We start from the raw sequence: 17,742 nt of genomic DNA, 5'->3' as shown, positions 1-17,742 counted from the left end.
AGCCTCACTATCCGGGAATCTCCGTTCCGGAATGCGCCCAGCTGGAATGCCAACCATTCTTCATTCAAATTCGGCTGGACATCACCAATTCTATTGCCGCAGTTGTCTACTGAACTCACGAACACCAAAATCCGAGGGGAGCAATCGAAATGACCACCCAGCTGCCGTCGAAGGACCTGCTTCTGGAAGCCTGCAGCGGACTCGTGATACAACCGCATCCCATATTGCAGGCGGCCTACGAACTGGCCAGCCTGCATGAAGCCCGCCGCACGGCGGACCCCGCCACCCTGAGCGAAATCGACAGTGCCAGAGCACGCTTGGCGCACGAGATCGACCAGTGGGTCATCCGCGAGCCGCCCCGGCCGCACGCGGCGGCCACCCTGCACACCGAGACGGTCGGCATGGTCGTCGATCGAATCGCCCGCTTCTCGGTGGACGCCCACTGCACGCTCGATACCGCCGCGTCGGAAGCTCACCTGCACTACGCCTGGTAGCGCCTGGCGGAACTGTCGCTGGCTTTCGATGACCTGTCCCACGACCTCATGCACCGCACCCGCCGCATCCCCGACCTGCTCACACCGCAGCCGGAAGACCTTCAGCCCCATCCAGTTCGATGACAAGAGGAAGAGACGCGCCCGATGTCCGCAGCCCTGTTGCCCTTTCTTCTCGGCGTGACGGCCGGCGGCCTGCTGACGTGGCCGGCGACCGTGCTCGACAGCTACGGCCGCACCCCCGTCTCCACCTACTGGACCGTGGCCGCCATCACCTCCCGCATCGAACTCGAACGCCGCGAGGAGGAACACGCGAATCACAGACCGCGAACAGCCAACTCATCCGAGCGGGAATACGGATAAGCGAACCGCACATTTGCCAACTATTGGCCACACCGGCTCGACACTCCCTTGCCCAGCTCGTGCCACGACAGCCGTTTCAAGCACCCCATACGGCCTCGTTACCACCGGATTTATGCGCTGACCACCAGACAGCTGCCCCAGAGCCAAACCGCCGGGCGAGAACCCCGAGTACGGATGTGAGCGATCGCATAGGTTTGACGAGTGTTTGCTCGACTGATCTACTGTCTTCGGCAATCGATGCGGAAATTGGGGGCTGAATGTCTCTGGAAGTCACTCCGGACAGTTTGAAAACAGCGGCGGGTGCGCTGGCACTTTTACCGGAGGATATCGACAAGGCACCGCATCTGGGTGCCGAGCCGGTCGCGAGCGTGTTGAAAGGGGCAGCGGTCGGTGCGGCACTGGGCGGGTCGGATCCCGCCAGCCGGACCGCCAAGGGGGTGTTGAAGGCTCGTTTCAATGAATTCTCCGGTCTGCTGAAGCTCGCCGCGGACACCTACCGCGACACCGACCAGGAGGCGGCGGCCAATCTGCTCGCCGTCGTCGCAGATCTGAATTCCGGCGATCCGCACGTCGGAAAGTAGGTCGACATGGCTACACCGAACGAAGTGCTCGACTGGGATGTGTCCGGGCTGGCCGGACTCGCGACGAACGCGACCGGCATTGCCGACGCGGTCGTCAAGTCCGCCGACACCATGCACACCACGATCCACGATGGATTGGCGTGGAAAGGCCCTGCCAAGATCGCAGCGGAAGGCAAGGCCGATCGGGAACAAACCCAGATCCGCGCCATCGCCACGGCCTACGACGATCTCGCCACCGCGTGCACCGGCGCGCACGACGCCATGGGCTATCCGCTCTCCGAGATCAAATCGATCCTCCGGAACTATGTGAGCCCGCCCAGCACCATCGCCGACGATTGGACCATTACCGGCGTGGACGACTGGGAATCCGAAGCCGGAATCCAGTTGTCCAGGCTGCCGGGACTGGTCACGACGCTGCTGGACGCTGATGCCAAGTGGGGACAGCAGATCTCCGATGCCAATGCCGAAATCTCGCGCATGGCACCGGAATCCGCGTTGACCACCGAGGCCGGAGACATCGCCGCAATCAAGGCAAAGGACCCCAAGGCGCTGCCCGACGGCATCGCCACCAACCCGGCCTCGTTCTGGACACCCGATGTCCCGGGGATGACCGCAGCGACGATCACCACCTCCATGACTGAGGCCACCCGCATCGGGCTGGCGGGCGCGGCCTCCGACGCGGGTGATGCCGCGGTGCTCAAATGGGTGAACAACTGGGGTGAGCGGAACATCGGCGACCTACCGGGGGCGGCGAGATTCGGGGACGTCAAGTTGACCGAGGGCCTCAAGATCGGCGATGTGAAGCTGTCGACCGGATTGAGCCGATTGGGCATCGTCGGCGCGGCGCTCGGCACGGTTCCTTCGATCATGGACGATATTCACGGCGGAATGAGCAAGCCCGAGGCCATTGTCAGCGAGACCGGCGGAACGGTAGCGGGCGTCCTCGCCGGTGGGGCCGCCGGCGCCGCGATCGGGTCGGTGGTGCCGGGCGCGGGCACCGCCGTCGGGTTCGTCGCGGGCTCGATCGTCGCGGTCGGTGTCTCGTACCTGGGATCGAAAGGGATCCAGAAGCTATGGGAGTGGTGACCCCGGGCGGGCCGAACCGGCCCGCAGCGGACTTTCCCGATATCGGGTGGCAGCGGCAGACCCGCGGATGCCTGCCGGCACTGGTGAATGTCGTCGTCGGCGTACTCGCTGCCGGGGCACTGCTGTACGCGATACTCATCGGCTTCGCGAGAGGCCACCTGATCACCGGCCTCGGCGCACTCGGCCTCGCGGCGACCTTGGGCCTGACGGTTCTTCTCCGCAGCGAAAAGCACGGCGAATCCGGTGCCATCCGACCCCGGATCGACCCCGAGTACGGGGCCGGCGTGGTGTTCAGCGCACGCCGCGGCTTCGCGGTCCTGGCCCTGTGCCTGGCGGGAACAGCGGTGTTCTTCTCGGCCGCGTGGCTCGACTCCCTGCTGGGGGTCCACGACGACGGGCTGCTGCCAGCCTCGAAAGACAATTCGGGTGGCGCGACGCTGGCCGCAGTGCTCGCAGTTCTCATGCTCGGATGCATCGTCGTGCTCGGCAGCTTCTACATACGCCAGACCGTCGAGCTGTATCCGACCGGTATCCGCCGAATCATGGTGCGGCCGTTCCTGCGTCGCCACGACGAGCACTTCCTCGCCTGGGACGACATCAGCTCGATCGACCTGACGGTCATCGAACAGCCGACCTACGGCGGCACCAGCCAGCAGCGCCTCATCCAGATCGGCACAGGCACACCACGATTGGTGCAGTACCCGAAGTTCGACCGGCCGGATTCGGTCGCCCTCATCGGTTCACTGCTGGGCTGCCCCGCCGAGCAGATGCTGGCCACCCTGCAATATCTGAAGGCGCACCTAGAGCACCGTGCCCTTCTGGCACGCCAGGACGCTACTACCTGGTTCACTCGCCCCGGGGTGGAGCCCACCTCGTGACTTCGCCGTCCGGCGTCGGAGAATACCTGGCCAGCCTGGGAGTCCAGGCCGACCCGGTGTTTCCGGAATCTCCCGGAGCGCCCGCAGTACTTATCTCCGTTCCACGTGACTGGCGGCCGATCGTGCAAGCAGTCTTTCCCGCCGCCTACGAGGTGTGGGCCGGTCCACCCACCACCGACATCGAATGGGCCGACAATGCGGTGGTCACCGTGGATCACCTCTCGATGCCCATCGAGGCGGCGACCACCCTGCCCCATCTGTTCGCCGATGCCGTCCAACTACCGGATTGGCAGGAAATCGCCAACGACACAGCCGATTACGGTGGCCACCCCTCGACCAGCATCACCGGTGTCTATCGGGTGGCAACCACCGCCTTCTGGACCCACACCCGACTGACCCTCCTCGGCGACGCCGATCAGTATCTGATTCAGATGACCGTGACCGCACGCGCCACCGCGACCGGCATCCGCGACGCGGAGACCGTCGCCACGAGCCTGACGATCCTGCCGAATTCACTGGATCTGCCACGCGCTTGATTCCGCCTTGCTCCCGTTCAGCTTTCGCGCCGGGAGATGCTATGCAATGATCACGGGAGGTATCCGAGGGGTTGCATGACCGGCAAGGTCGAGGTCGAGATTCAGCAGCTGCGGACTGTCGGTGGCAGTCTCGACGCGGTCTCCGCACGCATCGACGCGATCATTGCCAAAGTCTCGAGTGCGTCGACGGCCTACAAGGGGTCGTGGGGCAGCGACGAATTCGGGCAGAGCTTCTCCGGCGGCGACAACGGTTACATCAAGTCCGATGAGAACCTGCAAACGGTACTGAAGTCAAAAGTCGCACTCTTGAATTCGTATTCGAAGGGCTTGACCGACGCTGCCACCGCCCTGCAGTCAGCCGAGGACAGCAATACCGATTCGTTCTGGTAGCCGGGTGCGGCAGGCTCATTGAGCCTTTCCGAGTAGCGGCGTGTCGTGGTCAGGTGGTTCGGCGGTATTCGTGGCGCAGCAACACCAGAGCAGCCGCGACGATGGTGCCGATACGCCAGGGGCACAAGCCGACTCGCCGCCGCAACGCCTTGAAAGTCATCTTCAGCAGGGAGTTTCCACGTTCCCCGAGGGCACGTTTGCCGTTGTGAGCCTTGTTCGCCGCCCGCTGCGCCTCGGTGAGCCGGCCACCGGCCGGCTTCTTGACCGCGGTGGTGGCCACCGCGGATTCACCCTCGTAGCCGAGGTCGGTCAGCACCGGCCTGTCGTCGGATACCCAATCGGTGAGAGCTGGAACCATTTCCGGATGTGTACGCAGCGCGGTGACGTCGTGCTCACGACCCGGCCGCACCGGCGAGGTCCAGATCGGCCACCCGTCCGGCACGGTCACCACCTGCACGTTCCCGCCGTGGTGGTGATGTTTTCCCGACCACCACAAATCCACCCGCCGCGAGGGCTTGCCCTTCTGCGGTGTCGGTCCGGGCTCACTGATCCGATCGGTCGCGATCAACGTGCCGTCCCCCGAAACATGCTCATGACCAGCCATTTTCGCCGCCCGCAATGCTCCGTGCAGACTCGGCGCCTGACCGGCGAGCGCGTCGATCACCTCGTGCAGATAGTCGTAGGCGGTCGTCCTGCCGATCGCATTGTCCAGAGCCAGCTGCTCGACCCGGATGCCGTCGACGAACCAGCGCAGCGCCAGCACCGTCTGTTCGACGCAGGCCAGCGCCCGCCAGCGCGTCCCCTTGGCCCGGCGCACCTGCTCGAGCAACCCGGCAACGAACTCGACAGTGGCCTCCGGGACCGCCAGCACCCCGGTGTATGTCACACTCATCCTGCGCAGAGTCCCTATGAAGATGTGTTCTTGGTCGAACATCCTTCTACCAGGACTCTGCGCTCTTTCTTTGCCCAGCAACCACATTCAGCGTATCCGCAGATCACGCCGCTGACCGGGCAGCTACCCGGAAAGGCTCACTGATCTCGGTTCGATCGGTCGACGGTGAACTGCTTCGAACAGAGCAGTGGGGCGGCGTCAATAATCCGAGAAATGGTGTATCGACATTTGAGGTGGATGCTCTGTCCGCCACGACGATGCACATCCATGTCGAGCTACCCAACCCAGCGGCATCCATGGCATACGCTGAGGTCATGATGGCAAAGTCCCACAGAGGAGAATATCCGCCATACGATCTGGACACGCAGAGTTGCGTGACCTACTGCGCGCAGGTTCTACGCGCCGGTGGAGTGCACGATATCCCACTCAACCATTTTTTGGACGCGACAAAATGGCTTATCAGGTACTTCAACGAGCATATCTAGCTGCCAGCGGAAGGGTTTTGCGACTGCCATCGGACTACGATTGGAATTGGATCAACGATCTCCCCGAATGGAAAGTTCCGTCGGAACTGCATGAATTCGATTGCTCGACTGCCTTTAATATTTCAATAAAGCTGCTGGCCTGTAAATATCTACCCAACGAGATTCAAGCCAGAGTTGGAAAATACATTACCGAGTACTCGCTGCTGAACATCAAGCTGGGCCAAGGTCAGCACGGACTCGATGCGAAAGCATTCCTCACCCTCCAGTCCGATATTCAGGTACGGGAGCGATCGATTTATGAGTCATGGAAAGAGTGGGACGCGCGCCGGAATTCAGACGGACAGGGCTCCGACGATGAGGTCGAGGTCGGTGTGATTGCAGCGGAAGAAGCTCTCCGTTACAGCCTCGACGAGGCGATAGAACTCCTCAACAAGGCACGAACCGCGAAATAGAGATGGGCATCGCCGTGCAACCGCGACTCAGCTCTCGGCCAGCACGGCCGCCAACCGATCCGCGTCGGTCTCCTCGACGGTGACCACCTGATAGCCGTCCTCCCGTAATCCGTTGTCGCGGTCGGCATCAGCGCCTTCGACCAGGGTCACTCTCGCGTCTCCCCATACCGCTTCCACCGGCCAGTAGTGGGTTCCCGCCTCGACGCCTATGTCGGGCTTGGTGATGCCGCGCCGGGAAAGCTCCGAGAGCAGCTCGATGACCGCGCGGGAAAGCCCGAGCGGGTTCTCGCCCCAGGGTCCGGCGAGATCGTCGGCCGCGCCGACCACCCGGAGACGATCGAAGATCTCCAACGCCCCTGCGCGCGAGAGCCGTTCGTGAAAGCGGTCGTTGCGGAACGAACGCAGGCAGCCGTAGCAGGAGGTCTCGGGTCCGCAGTCGCAGACCGTGACCCGCACGACGGCGTGATGGACGACCTGTTCCAGGTGTTCGGCGATCTTTTTCGCGGCGCCCGCGCCGGCGGGGACGGTGTCGAACAGGACGATGCTGCGCCGTCCGTCGGCGCTCCAGGACAGGGTGCCGTCGATGTCGTCACGGCTGATCTCGAGTGCCTCGGAGGCGCCTTCGAGCAGCGCGTAGAGCACCGACAGCCATTTCGACTCGGAATCCTTGTCGTAGGACATGTCCTCGAAGGTGAATTCCGCGACGTCGGTCTCGTACCGGTGGGCCAGCGAAACCCTTTGCAGCGGGCCGGAACACGGCGTGCCCGTGGCCGGACGCTCATGTCCGGCGCGGTGCGCCCTCTTGCCCTCGACCACCGTCGCCCAGCCGCACCACTCGCACAGGTGGAAACCGCCGCCCTTGCCCTCCGCGAGCACAGCCATCCGGGCCCTGGTTCCGGCCCGGGCCTGCACCGCCACACCGCCCGTCGACTGCCACTCGAAGGTCTCGGTTACGTCCCCGATGTGCTCGACATAGCTCGAGCCACCCCACAGACGTTGCGGTGGTTCGGCTTTCACCTCACCCACGCGCCGGTCGGCCACGAAGCCGCACTCGGGTACGACACACGTTCGGATCTGCCCGCATTCCTGATCGCAGCTGGGGCAACGGGCTGCCGCATCGAGTCCGTGACCGCATTCGAACCGACTGCATTCGCGGCAGACACGGTATGCGAGCGCCTCCAGCTCTCGCTTGGGGAGCTTGTGCAGGCCGCGCGAGGTCCACACTTTGCCGCCCGCCACGATCTCGTTGCCGGGCGCGTAGTCGAAGATCGCCTGGCTGAGATCGCGGTCCAGCTCCAGCTTTCCACCGACGTCGCCCTCGCAGTGCGTGGTCCGCAGTTCGACGGTGTCGACCGGGAACCCGTACTTCGGGAGGATGTTCTTGTTGGCGAGGAAACCGATCAGCTGGCGATCCTCGATCGTGCGCAATGTCTTCTGCAAACGACCCGCGAGAGTGAACTTCCGGGTTTGCACCGCATCCTCGATCAGCGCCGAGAACAGCTCGATGTCGCCGATCAGGTCGGCCTCGGCGAGGGCGAGCAATTCGCACAGCCGGTCCACCCAGGAGCCGTCGTCCACGCCGATCGCGGAGGAGACACTCGGCGGCAGCACGGTCCGCAAGGCCGTGCGCACGTGATCCGGTACCGGAGTAAGGAATTGACGCACTTGCGCAGCCGCCGAATCCTGTCCCTCGGAGCCGGGCTCGAAGAATGGTCCGGCCTTGGTCCATACCAGCCGGTCCCGCTCGAACCGGGATCGGAAGTATGCGGCAAGGGCGATCGAGTGCGCGTGACGTCGGCCGATGCGCTCGTTGTCGATCGGGATCCACGGGATACGCATCGCACCGGCGATCATCGACTCCGGCTTCTGGAACTTCGAGAGATCGTGTGAGCCCCGCTTGGCGTAGGTGAGAACCAGGGCCGCCGAGGACGCGCGGCGTCCCGCCCGCCCGGCACGCTGCACGTAATTGGCGGTCTTGGGCGGCATATTCCGCAGCACCACCGATTGCAGATCACCGACGTCGACGCCGAGTTCGAAGGTGGTCGAGCAAGACAGCACATTCACCTCACCGGCGATGAATCGGCGCTGGATGTCGGCCGCCTCGATCGCCGCCCATTGGGCGGTGTGCTCCTGCGCCGACATCGGAGCCGGTTGCAGCGTCCGATACATGGTCCGGTAGTGGTTGGTGTCGCTGTCCAGCGGCGGCAGCGCGAACTCGACGAGCTTCCCGTCACAGGCGCCCTGCGGGCATAGGCCGCGAATGCTGTTCGGGGTCAGCCGACGACAGGACTCGCATTGATACCAGGCGCAATCGGGACCTGGCTGGATTCGCAGCTCGGCGTGGTCGACCTGATAGACGTCCCCGGCGACCTTGTCGCGTTCGAGGCTCAGACACCCCAGGTCGAGAAGGAACCTCCAGCAGCCGTTGAGGACATCACGTGCGTCCAGTTCCGAGCCGACAGCGGCGAGTACCTTGCGCACCAGCAGGATTCGATTATTGGTCGTCGCGACCCCACCGCCGGGCAACCAGCTGATGATGGCCCGGCCGCGATCGGACTTCATCGAGCGAACCCGGATGCGCAGATTGCGCGGCTCGAAGATGGGCTCGCGGATGTCGACATCGGGCAGCAGTGTCATCGCGCCCTGATATCGCACGGTCCGGATCAGTTCTTCGAGCAGACCCCATGCCTCGACCTCGGACAGTCCCAAACGGGTCAGCGGCTTCGGCGCGGGCCCGGCACGGAACAGCGAAACCCGCATCAGGCCCAGACCTTCCAGCGACTGACGCTGATCGAGGGTCATCAATTCCGCCATGATCCAGGGATTGACCTCCCGCAGAATCTCGCCGCGCGTCGCCCGCTCTGCGAAATGCCCTGCCGCGGTGGCGATTGCACGCACGGTGGCCGCCAGATCCGCCACCGAGAGCAGCTCCCCGCGGTTGCCGGGATCGAGCAGTGCCTGCGTGAGATAGCGGCGCTCGAGCATGCGCCCGTAGGTGTGGGCCAGATAGGGCGCGGCGAAGGCGGCGGCCTGGCGAGAGTCGGAGAACATCAACAGCTTCCGGCCCGCGCCGACCTGCTCTGCCGTCTCATCGGTGGCGGCGGGCAAATGCTGGTACAGGGCGGTGGTGATGACAGCTGGAGCCGCGTTGACATCGGTGCGCAGGCGCCTGATCACCTGGCGCGAGCGCGCGCCGCACTCGGTGCAGGTGCTCATCACCCGCGTCCGCATCGGATGCTCGCGCACCCTCAGCACCGGGCCGCCCGGGCACCCGCCGCCGGAACAACGGCCGGTGCCGCGATCGAGTGCGCCACAGCCGGTGCACAATTGGCGCACACCCGTCGAGATCCCGGCTCCGGCGTCATCGGAGAGGGTCTCCTCGTCCTCGTCGAGCAGACTGTCCAGCGTGCCCTCGGTGAGCACCAGCCAGCGCACCGACTCGGCGTCCTCGGTCTTCGCGGGCAGGAAGAACTCCCGGCCGTTGCGATTGTCCACCCGCCCGGCCAGGTGCACGGCGCCACAGCGCTGGCAAGTACCGAACTCGAACACGGCACGGCCGGTTTCCGGATCGATCTCATGGCGGCCCAGAAAGACCCGGGGCTCGTCTCCGCCGAAGCTGACGTACGCGCCCTCGGTCGCGCGGACGAACATGTGATAGCGCGCCGACAGTACCGGGTTGCCGTCGGCGTCGTGGACTTTCGAACCGAGCGCGACCAACGCCTCCAGCTTGGCCAGCGCGTGCGCGTCGCCCGGCCACAGCTTCGTCGCGAGTGTTCGCACATCTACGGGACCGCCGGATACGATTGCCTTCAGATCGGCGATCCGCCGCTCATCGTGCAGGGCATCGGCGATATCACCGCTGCGGCAATGCTTTCCGATCGGGGAGAGATCCGCAGTGGCATCGGCGAAGCCGAGCAGTTCGGTGTCGTCGACGGTCCAGGTGGGCGTGTCGCGCCGCGGCGAGCGGGTCGCCGTGACCAAGTCTTGCCGATCCTCATCGCCGGGGACGAATTCGAAAGGCGCATCGAACAATCGCGTGGCGAAGCTCGTCGCCTCCCCACCCTGCGATTCCTCGGTCGTACCGGTCAGCGACGCCGATGTGGCGATGCACTGCAATCGGGAGTCCCGCGCGACTCGTTCCCGCAAACGGCGCAGCAGCAATGCCACCTCCGAGCCCTGCGCACCGTCGTAGACGTGTGCCTCGTCCAGAGCGAGAAAGCGCCAGGTACCGGCGTATTCACCGTCGAACAGGTCTACGTCGGCGGGGCGCAGCAACAGGTATTCGAGCATCGTGTAGTTGGTCAGCAGAATGTGCGGCGGCGTTTCCCGCATCTCCTGGCGGCTCAGCAGTTCGTTCGGCAGTCGTGCTGCCCCGGGGTGCAGGGCCTGGAACTGTGATTCCGCATCCGCCGCGGACTCTTTGGTCTCACCGGTGTATCGGCCGAAGGTGATGTCGGGCAGATCGGCGAGCAGCCCGCGTAGGCGCTTGAGCTGATCATTGGCCAGGGCGTTCATCGGGTAGAGCAGCAGCGCGCGAACCCCTGGTCCCAAATCGCCCGCGGCGCGTTCGGCGATGAGCGAGTTGAAGATCGGCAGCAGAAAGCTCTCGGTCTTGCCCGAGCCGGTACCGGTGCTCACCACGAGATTGCGTCCGGCCACGGCCTTGCGAACCGCGGTCTCCTGGTGCCGGTAGAGCGGACGGTCCAGATCGATGGCCGTACCCAGATCGGCGAGGCCCGCGTGCAGGACTCCCTCGGTCATCAACTGCCGCAGCGACATCCCGGGCGCATAGGGCGGGGTCAGCTCGAGCAGCGGGCCCTTGGTGAGCATGGCGGTGTCGTCGACCGCCCGGTCGAATACCGCGGCCAGCATCGGGTCACGCGGCGCAAGCAGGGTCTTCAGGTACCGCTTGTAACTCGCTTCGATATCGGCGCCGGCGGCCAGCGGGTCGAGTCGTTCCGTCATCGGTCTTCTCCGATCAGATCACCGTGGGTCTCATAGGTGGCCAGCGCGTCCGCGATCAGCAGATCGGTCACCACCAGCTCCGGGCACAGGTCCGCCAGCCGGGACCACGCCTCGCGCAGATCGCGGGTCATCAACTCGATATCGAAACGGCCTCGCGCGCTGAGCCGGGCCAGAGCCGCCATGGTCAGCGATTGCAGTGAGAGCAGCATCCACGGGTGGGCGGCGACGTCCACGTCGTCGAGCGCCTCATTGCGAGCCCGAATCATGTCGTACAGCACCGGGGCGGCGTGATTGATCCGCCGCAGGACGGTGGATACCCCGGCGGTCAAGACGGCTAGTGCGGGCTCCGCCATCCATTCCTGACGAACCCGGAAGGCCGCCATGATCGCGCTCATCCGGGTGGCTTCGTCCAGCAACGCCTCCGGCACCGTGCGGAGCACCTCGAGCATCTCGTCGATCTGTGACGGCGGCCAGTCGTGCGCACGTTCCACATTCCGGTCGAATACCCCGATGCGCGGATCGCCTGCCTTGCCTCGCAGCAGGCTGATCAGCCACTCCCCGCCGTGAATCCGGAGGTACCCGAGCATCTGATCCCACTCCCCCGCGACTTCGGTACGCGCTCGATAGGGCAGATCCGCGATCTCGACCAGGCACCCCACCCAGGGATTGGCGTGCATATGGTCGTAGGCGCGGGTGGACGCGTACCGCTGTTCGGTCAACCCGGTGCGGATGAGCAGCGGCACCATCTCGGGAGCCGGAATCGTCGCACCGCCCAGCACTTCCAGCGCTCCGCGCGGGTCGCGTGCGAGCACCCGGACCAGTCCGCCACGTAGTAGCTCCGTCCTGGTATCAGACCGGCCCGGAGGCAGTGCCGCCAGCGCCGCCCATACCTCCGCCACGGCGTCGCACGACCCCGGCAAGACGCCCTGACCGCCGAGAAACCGCGATAGCTTTTCACGAGAAGGGTTTTCATCATCTAGCCAGCCAGGCTGCTCGACCCGGTAGGCAGTCACACCGGGACGACGCGGCGGGAGGATCCCCAGCCAGGGATCATCCACAAACACCTGGACCAGCAGCGGCCCCGCGACACACAACTCATCCGGCAGCCAGGCCCGGCCATCCTCGATCCGCAGCTGCCAGACCTGATGCCACGGTGCGGTCACCGCCCAGACAAACGCGCCCAGTTCACCCGCCGCGAGCGCCTCGAACACCAGCTCTCGCTCGGCTATGCCGACACCGCCGCACAGCTGGGTGGGCCGGATCCGCGCCATGACGACATTCTGGGAACCACCCGCCGGATCATCGACACGAGCCACCAACTCCCCAACGCGAATCCGGCGCACCGTATCGACGAAGGTTCGGGACCGGACGTGGAAGACGTTGTCCGAAGGCACCTCCGGCCGCTCGATCTGAACGACCGTGCCCTCCGCGTCCAATAGTGCGAAGTCGACGCGAACGTGACCGGGAATGCGCGCGGCTACAACGGAATTCGCCTCGAGTTCGGCCATGGTGATCGACTGGGCCGACGTCCTCCACTGCGCAGGAGTGCCCAGCTCGTCGACTCGAAACTCGATATGGGGCGGTGTGATCACCAGCGTCTGCACCACGTCTCCACTGCAAACCTGCACGCGGGCCTCACGCGATGTGGGCTCGAAAGAGACGCCTTCGTGATCCGAGGACAGCGGGAACTCGCAATCGATCAGGCTCAGACTCGGAGACAACCCGCCCGGGACCGGAATGCGAAAGGTCTCACTGTGCTCAACCGACATGCCTTCGGCCAGAAACACAGTGCACCGCAGGTCCGAGCCGAGCGGTCCGGTGACAAGGATGTCGAACAGCCCCAGCAATCCGGACGGCAACCCATCGAAAGGATCCAGGCCGGCGTGCTCGGTACCCGACTCCCACTCCTCCTGCGCGAGCCAGTCGGTCCGGCCGGAGTAGCGCACCCGCGTCCGCTAGATCTGAGATCCCGGTCGAGGACACGGCGGCAATGTGATGATCGGCCGAGTCGGGTACACCGATAGTCCACTCGTGGTGGACACGCCTTCGAGCGGGTAGGCAAGCTCCAGCCGAGGAGCGCCGACCGCCCGCACCTCACGAGTCGGGCACAGGTCTCCGCCATTGCGCTGCAAGCGAATCGCGTCACGCCCGGAAAGATCGACCGTGCGAGCCTGCCAGCCACGCCATCCCGCCGGGGAGCCCAAGTTCTCACTCGAGGCGACCGGCTCACCCGAGGCCGCGTCGACGATGACGGCGTCATGCGGATGCACCGCGAACACCTCATCGCGCGGCAGCGCGCTCCGGCGATGCAGCAACATTCCTTCGAGATCGAACAGCAACAGCGGATCGGACTTGTCCACCAGGGGGATGCGATGCTCGGCGGCCGAACCCGCGTGGCGCAGTACGACTTCCCGCACGGGACGGATCACGGGCACGGGAGTCAGCGGATGCGCCGCACCGTCGACCACACCCCAGCCCCGTTCGGCATACCGCTCCCGGGTATCACCGTCGAAGGAGACCTTCCAGGGCTGTTCCGGCTCCGATGCCGGATACGGGAGGCCGACGGTGATCTGACGGTCGGCCTCCGAGAATCCGAGCAGCGGAACGTGTCCACGAGCCGCCGCGCCGACCGCAGCGGGGCCCTGCCCGAACGGCCGCTCGCGCAGCCGGTCGATCAGACCCTCCAGCAACAGGGTCGGCAAGCCGGTGGTCGACGAGTCCACCGTGAGGTCGTTCCAGACATCGGTGTGCTCCGCAGTGAACTCGATGAAATCCAGGATCCGATCGATGATGTCCACCGCGGCCTCGCCGCCCAGCTGCAGGAAATTGCGGACCGGTACGTCGAGGCTATTGAGGCGGTATGCCATTCCCGGCTCGGTGAGCCATTCGAACACCGCGGCGCCAGTAGGCTCACGGCCGACAGCCAAATGGTGCTCGATCACGTCGACGAGGTCGCCCAGGCAATGCACGGGAATCCCGGCGTGCATGGTCATCACTCGCACGTAGTCACCCTGTAATTCCGGGAACTCACGCATCCCGAAACGGCGCAGCAGCCTGCCGAGTGCTGCCCGCAGAGCGTTCTCGAATTCCTGTTCCCGTGGCAAGCCCAGCTCGGACCAGAACCCATCCCAGAAGCGGCCCTGCTCGTAGGAGAGTCCGGCGTGCCCCAACAGCGAGACCAACGTCAACGCCGGGTACTGCTGGATCATCGTTCGGGCCCGCTGGTGTGGCCCCAACCGCCCGGCAACCTGGCCGTAGACTTCCTGCACTCGCCGGATCTCGTCCTCGTCGAGATTGAGTTCGAAGAACAGCGCAATATTGCCCAGTTCGCGACTCAGCCGAAATTCCTCATCGCTCACCCACTGACCCAGATGCGTCTGATCCATCGCGATTACCCCCTGACACTCAACCGGCTCGATCCCGACTGTGTCACATGGGTCCGACAAGTCGAACGATTCGAACTATTTTCGAACATACTTGCGATACAAAGGAATTCGAGGAATTCACTACCGCGAGTATCTCGGTCGACCGATTTGGTAATCAGTCCTGGATCAACATGGCCACCCACCGATCGAGCGCGTCATCGCCGACTCCGACTACCCGATACCCGTCATTCCGCAGACCGTCATCCCGATCTTCGTCCACGCCCTCGACGAGCACGACCTTGTGATGCACCCAGACGGCTTCAACCGGCCAGTGATAGACACCCAGCTCGACTCCGATCTCAGGCTTGCCGCACCCGTGCTCCCTCACCAGCTCCAGCAGCCCCCGTACCGACTGCGACATCAGCCCGGCATTGAGCCCCCACGGGCCGCCGGACTCGCCCACGTCGCCCAGGGAATCGGCCGACCGGCCGACGGCCATGTCCCGGAACCAGAGCAGGGCATCGCAGAGGAGCTTGAAATCGGTCGTGGTCATGATCGCCGGCAGCGGAATTCCCGGCCGCAGCGTCAGCTTGCCCTCTGGAATATCGATGGTGGATAGTTCATTGAGACGCGAACGGAACTCGTTCCGCAAGCCCGTTTCGATAAATGGTTCGCGGACGGCCAGATGCTGGAAGACGGCCTCCAGCTTGCCAGCCCCGCCATTGCCTGGATACACCACCAGCGGCCAGATCACTCCCGCATCGCCTCGTGCCAGGCTCAGGAAGCAGCTGGTGGACTTGGCGCCGCCCCCGAATTCGAGGTAGCCGCCGATCGATTCCCAAAAAGTGAGCAGCTCACGGACATTCGCCACCGCCGCGGCCACGTTCCCATCCTCGAGCTGAGCAAAGAACCGGTCCCGGCGGTCGGCTGAGGGGCCGACCTGGTCGCCGGCTTCATCGTCGAATCCGGTCATGCCGAGCAGAACAGCCAAATCCCGTGCTGTGAGTCGTTGCTCGGCGGCGGCGATCCCGCTGCCGTTGAAGATGACGCCCTCCGCGCGCAGCACATCGAGCACATCGCCACGGTCCGCGCCCTCGGGCCAGCGAAACGCCCCCGTCACCCGGCCCCCGTGATCGAGGACTCGGTATGCACCGGGAATCGAGCCGGCCAGTTGCTGACCGACTGCGACCGGGCTCGAGCCGACCAGCGCAGCCAACTCGCCGTAGGACGTCCAGGTGCCGGGCGGAATCACCGCGACCGCCTGACGCAGCAGGGTCCAGTCCCGCTTCCCCGTGCCACGATCCACCCCGGCCAACGGTGCGGGCCACAGGCGAATCGCCTGATCAGCCAGTTCGGCTGCACGGGCGGCGATTTCGGCCGCACCCCAGCGATCGGTCCCGGCGATGCGTCGGTTCATCTCCAGATGCGAGCCCTTGAGCAGGTCCTGCTTGCGCTGGAACGGGTGATTGGACAGTCGAGAATTCTCGCCGGTCAACGTCAGATTTCCGAGCGTATGCACGATCCGCTCGTGCAGATCCTCGGCAGTCTCGCCGTCGCCCGCTTCGGCCGCCAGCGTTTCCAGCCATTCTGCGCCGGGCTGCTGCGGCAGCACGTGTTCGATAGTGAGCTTGGCATTGGCGAAGTCAACCGGCTCGGGGTGCTCGTAGCTCTCTTCGAGGCGTTGCAGCACCAGGCGTCGCTGCTCCGGTTTTCCCTGCCAGTAGAACGGTTTCGCGGCGATCGCCTCACGGAGTTCGGTATCGGTCGACCAGTAACGCCGCGGCGCCGACAGGACCTGATATAGCTCGTCTGCCATCGACATGTCCTCGGGCAGCTGTTCCGGCAGCTCCTGGAAAACCCGGTTCAGGCCCTGCGTCGGGCGGTGACAGATCATCCGGCGAACCAGGAAGGACTCGATGTAGGACAGGGCCCGGACGAGTTCGGCCGGGCTCATCACTCCGGCCTCTCGCCGGTCCAGCAACATCATCAGCACCGGATATGTCGTCGCGGCCTGCCACTGATCGATTCGGCGCAAATAACGACGGGCCTCGAGGTCGGGTTCCCGATCCGGGTCGATTATCCGGCGGAAATGCTTGGCTCTACGGTGCAATTCGCGGATGTAGTCCTCGATGTCGGCCTCGGTCTCGCCGTGTCGGGCGAAATGCCGCTGCTGCGCGGTATAGACATCCTGCCGCCGGGTCCGCGAACCACCGTGAAGTACCAGCTGCAACCACATCAACTGCTCGAGCTGCTCGTTGCTCAAACTACGCTGTAGCGGCAGCCAATAAGCCTGATAGACCTGCTCGCCACGGGTCGGCAAGCGCATGAAAAGGTAGTTTCGCAGCAGGTCCGCTTGGGACAGCTTCAAACCGGTGTTGTTGAGCGACTCGAAGATTCGATGCACATTGTCATCGCGTTCGGCAACCACCTGAACCAGCGTCAGACGGGTGGTGATCGCCTTCTCGACCTGTGCGACGGCCGGACCGTCCGCCGCACCCTCGATCGCCAGCAACGCCTGCCGGAAGTATCGATACGCTGCGCCCACCCGGTCACCACCGTCACCGGCGTGGGTGTCGCGAATGTGCTCGGCATAGGCGCCCCGATCGGCCTGAGTCGGCAACAACCGGAAGAACCCGTCACCTTCCTGGAACTTGTTGATCAGATACTGCTCATTGATCCGTTCCCGCTGCCGCGGATCCAACACCGCCATATGATCGCGGATCGCCACCAACGCCAGGCTCAGTGTCGTCAACCGCTGCTGCCCGTCCACCACCAGCCAGCGTGCGAAACTCGCGTCGTTCAGTGGCGACGGCGCCAACACCACCGACCCGCAGAAATGCGTCGTGGCCTGATCTCCATCGGCCAGCAGGTCGGCCTGCTCACAGATATCGCTCCACAACTGCGCCAACTGCTTGTCCGACCACGAGTAAGTGCGCTGATACAACGGGATCTGAAACTGCTTCTCCCCCTGCACCAGTGCGGCAAACGTTGTCTCCGACGCCTTCATCCCGTTCCTATCATCCGACCGCCGACGCCGAACAATACCGGACATCGCAACGCCCCTCGGCGCACATCCGAAATTACTCAAAATAGTTGCCCGGAACAGCTTTCGATCCATGCCCTCCGTCCCGAACACGTCCTCCGAAAGCAACGGGCTGACGCTGACAATATGTGCCAATTCTCTCGAACTTGATAGACGACTGGTCCAAGCGCCCGAATTCTCCGACCCCATTCCGCGGTGCGTACCCACTAGTGTCG

The 17,742-nt window shown here is 64.6% G+C and carries 13 protein-coding genes; 8 read left to right on the top strand and 5 right to left on the bottom strand.

Annotated features, from left to right (window positions below):
* The first annotated feature begins 149 nt into the window (after window positions 1-149).
* The 7 genes from NS2_RS26575 to NS2_RS26550 all read left to right on the top strand — a co-directional run bounded on the left by NS2_RS26575 (window position 150) and on the right by NS2_RS26550 (window position 4,325).
* On the top strand, window positions 150-494 hold the full coding sequence (locus NS2_RS26575) for a DUF4254 domain-containing protein (protein ID WP_052086985.1): 345 nt from the start codon (window positions 150-152) through the stop codon (window positions 492-494).
* 144 nt (window positions 495-638) lie between these two features.
* Window positions 639-854: a hypothetical protein gene (locus tag NS2_RS26570; protein ID WP_033090969.1), complete on the top strand. Its 216-nt coding sequence runs from the start codon at window positions 639-641 to the stop codon at window positions 852-854.
* Window positions 855-1,111: 257 nt separating this feature from the next.
* Entirely contained in the window at window positions 1,112-1,435 is a 324-nt protein-coding gene (locus NS2_RS26565) for a type VII secretion target (RefSeq protein ID WP_033090970.1), read from the top strand.
* A gap of 6 nt (window positions 1,436-1,441) precedes the next feature.
* On the top strand, window positions 1,442-2,521 hold the full coding sequence (locus tag NS2_RS26560) for a hypothetical protein (RefSeq protein WP_143161391.1): 1,080 nt from the start codon (window positions 1,442-1,444) through the stop codon (window positions 2,519-2,521).
* Window positions 2,509-3,399: a hypothetical protein gene (locus tag NS2_RS36290; protein ID WP_033090971.1), complete on the top strand. Its 891-nt coding sequence runs from the start codon at window positions 2,509-2,511 to the stop codon at window positions 3,397-3,399. Before NS2_RS26560 ends, NS2_RS36290 begins: the two co-directional genes overlap by 13 nt.
* Window positions 3,396-3,935, top strand: coding sequence for an LpqN/LpqT family lipoprotein (locus tag NS2_RS36285; protein ID WP_071812007.1), 540 nt, complete (start codon window positions 3,396-3,398; stop codon window positions 3,933-3,935). The genes NS2_RS36290 and NS2_RS36285 overlap by 4 nt, the downstream gene beginning before the upstream one ends.
* A gap of 75 nt (window positions 3,936-4,010) precedes the next feature.
* Complete coding sequence (locus NS2_RS26550) at window positions 4,011-4,325, top strand: WXG100 family type VII secretion target (RefSeq protein ID WP_033090973.1); 315 nt, start codon at window positions 4,011-4,013, stop codon at window positions 4,323-4,325.
* A gap of 49 nt (window positions 4,326-4,374) precedes the next feature.
* Here NS2_RS26550 and NS2_RS26545 read toward each other — a convergent pair whose 3' ends face one another.
* Window positions 4,375-5,217, bottom strand: coding sequence for a transposase family protein (locus tag NS2_RS26545; RefSeq protein ID WP_147207319.1), 843 nt, complete (start codon window positions 5,215-5,217; stop codon window positions 4,375-4,377).
* Window positions 5,218-5,668: 451 nt separating this feature from the next.
* On the opposite strand from NS2_RS26545, the gene NS2_RS26540 reads away from it, so the two are divergent.
* Complete coding sequence (locus tag NS2_RS26540; RefSeq protein ID WP_147207318.1) at window positions 5,669-6,154, top strand: hypothetical protein; 486 nt, start codon at window positions 5,669-5,671, stop codon at window positions 6,152-6,154.
* Between the two features lie 27 nt (window positions 6,155-6,181).
* Here NS2_RS26540 and NS2_RS26535 read toward each other — a convergent pair whose 3' ends face one another.
* From NS2_RS26535 to NS2_RS26525, 4 genes are all read right to left on the bottom strand, one after another.
* The gene (locus NS2_RS26535; protein ID WP_147207317.1) at window positions 6,182-11,119 is read right to left on the bottom strand and encodes a DEAD/DEAH box helicase; all 4,938 of its coding nucleotides are present in this window, start codon (window positions 11,117-11,119) and stop codon (window positions 6,182-6,184) included.
* Window positions 11,116-13,065 (bottom strand): hypothetical protein, encoded by a 1,950-nt coding sequence (locus NS2_RS37870; RefSeq protein ID WP_062614404.1) that lies wholly within the window; start codon window positions 13,063-13,065, stop codon window positions 11,116-11,118. The genes NS2_RS26535 and NS2_RS37870 overlap by 4 nt, the downstream gene beginning before the upstream one ends.
* A 9-nt stretch (window positions 13,066-13,074) precedes the next feature.
* A complete protein-coding gene (locus NS2_RS37865; protein ID WP_230464263.1) occupies window positions 13,075-14,505 on the bottom strand; it encodes a hypothetical protein in 1,431 nt (476 codons plus the stop codon).
* Between the two features lie 154 nt (window positions 14,506-14,659).
* A complete protein-coding gene (locus NS2_RS26525; RefSeq protein ID WP_063865124.1) occupies window positions 14,660-17,491 on the bottom strand; it encodes a GmrSD restriction endonuclease domain-containing protein in 2,832 nt (943 codons plus the stop codon).
* Window positions 17,492-17,742: the final 251 nt, after the last annotated feature.

The organism is Nocardia seriolae NBRC 15557, from assembly GCF_007990715.1.
In the GTDB taxonomy this organism is placed as follows: domain Bacteria; phylum Actinomycetota; class Actinomycetes; order Mycobacteriales; family Mycobacteriaceae; genus Nocardia; species Nocardia seriolae.
This window is presented reverse-complemented; position numbering and strand designations above follow the sequence as displayed.

Coding starts and splice junctions, on each gene's coding strand:
- NS2_RS26575 (WP_052086985.1), top strand. CDS start 150: ATGACCACCCAGCTGCCGTCGAAGGACCTGCTTCTGGAAGCCTGCAGC.
- NS2_RS26570 (WP_033090969.1), top strand. CDS start 639: ATGTCCGCAGCCCTGTTGCCCTTTCTTCTCGGCGTGACGGCCGGCGGC.
- NS2_RS26565 (WP_033090970.1), top strand. CDS start 1,112: ATGTCTCTGGAAGTCACTCCGGACAGTTTGAAAACAGCGGCGGGTGCG.
- NS2_RS26560 (WP_143161391.1), top strand. CDS start 1,442: ATGGCTACACCGAACGAAGTGCTCGACTGGGATGTGTCCGGGCTGGCC.
- NS2_RS36290 (WP_033090971.1), top strand. CDS start 2,509: ATGGGAGTGGTGACCCCGGGCGGGCCGAACCGGCCCGCAGCGGACTTT.
- NS2_RS26550 (WP_033090973.1), top strand. CDS start 4,011: ATGACCGGCAAGGTCGAGGTCGAGATTCAGCAGCTGCGGACTGTCGGT.
- NS2_RS26545 (WP_147207319.1), bottom strand. CDS start 5,217: ATGAGTGTGACATACACCGGGGTGCTGGCGGTCCCGGAGGCCACTGTC.
- NS2_RS26540 (WP_147207318.1), top strand. CDS start 5,669: ATGGCTTATCAGGTACTTCAACGAGCATATCTAGCTGCCAGCGGAAGG.
- NS2_RS26535 (WP_147207317.1), bottom strand. CDS start 11,119: ATGACGGAACGACTCGACCCGCTGGCCGCCGGCGCCGATATCGAAGCG.
- NS2_RS37865 (WP_230464263.1), bottom strand. CDS start 14,505: ATGGATCAGACGCATCTGGGTCAGTGGGTGAGCGATGAGGAATTTCGG.
- NS2_RS26525 (WP_063865124.1), bottom strand. CDS start 17,491: ATGAAGGCGTCGGAGACAACGTTTGCCGCACTGGTGCAGGGGGAGAAG.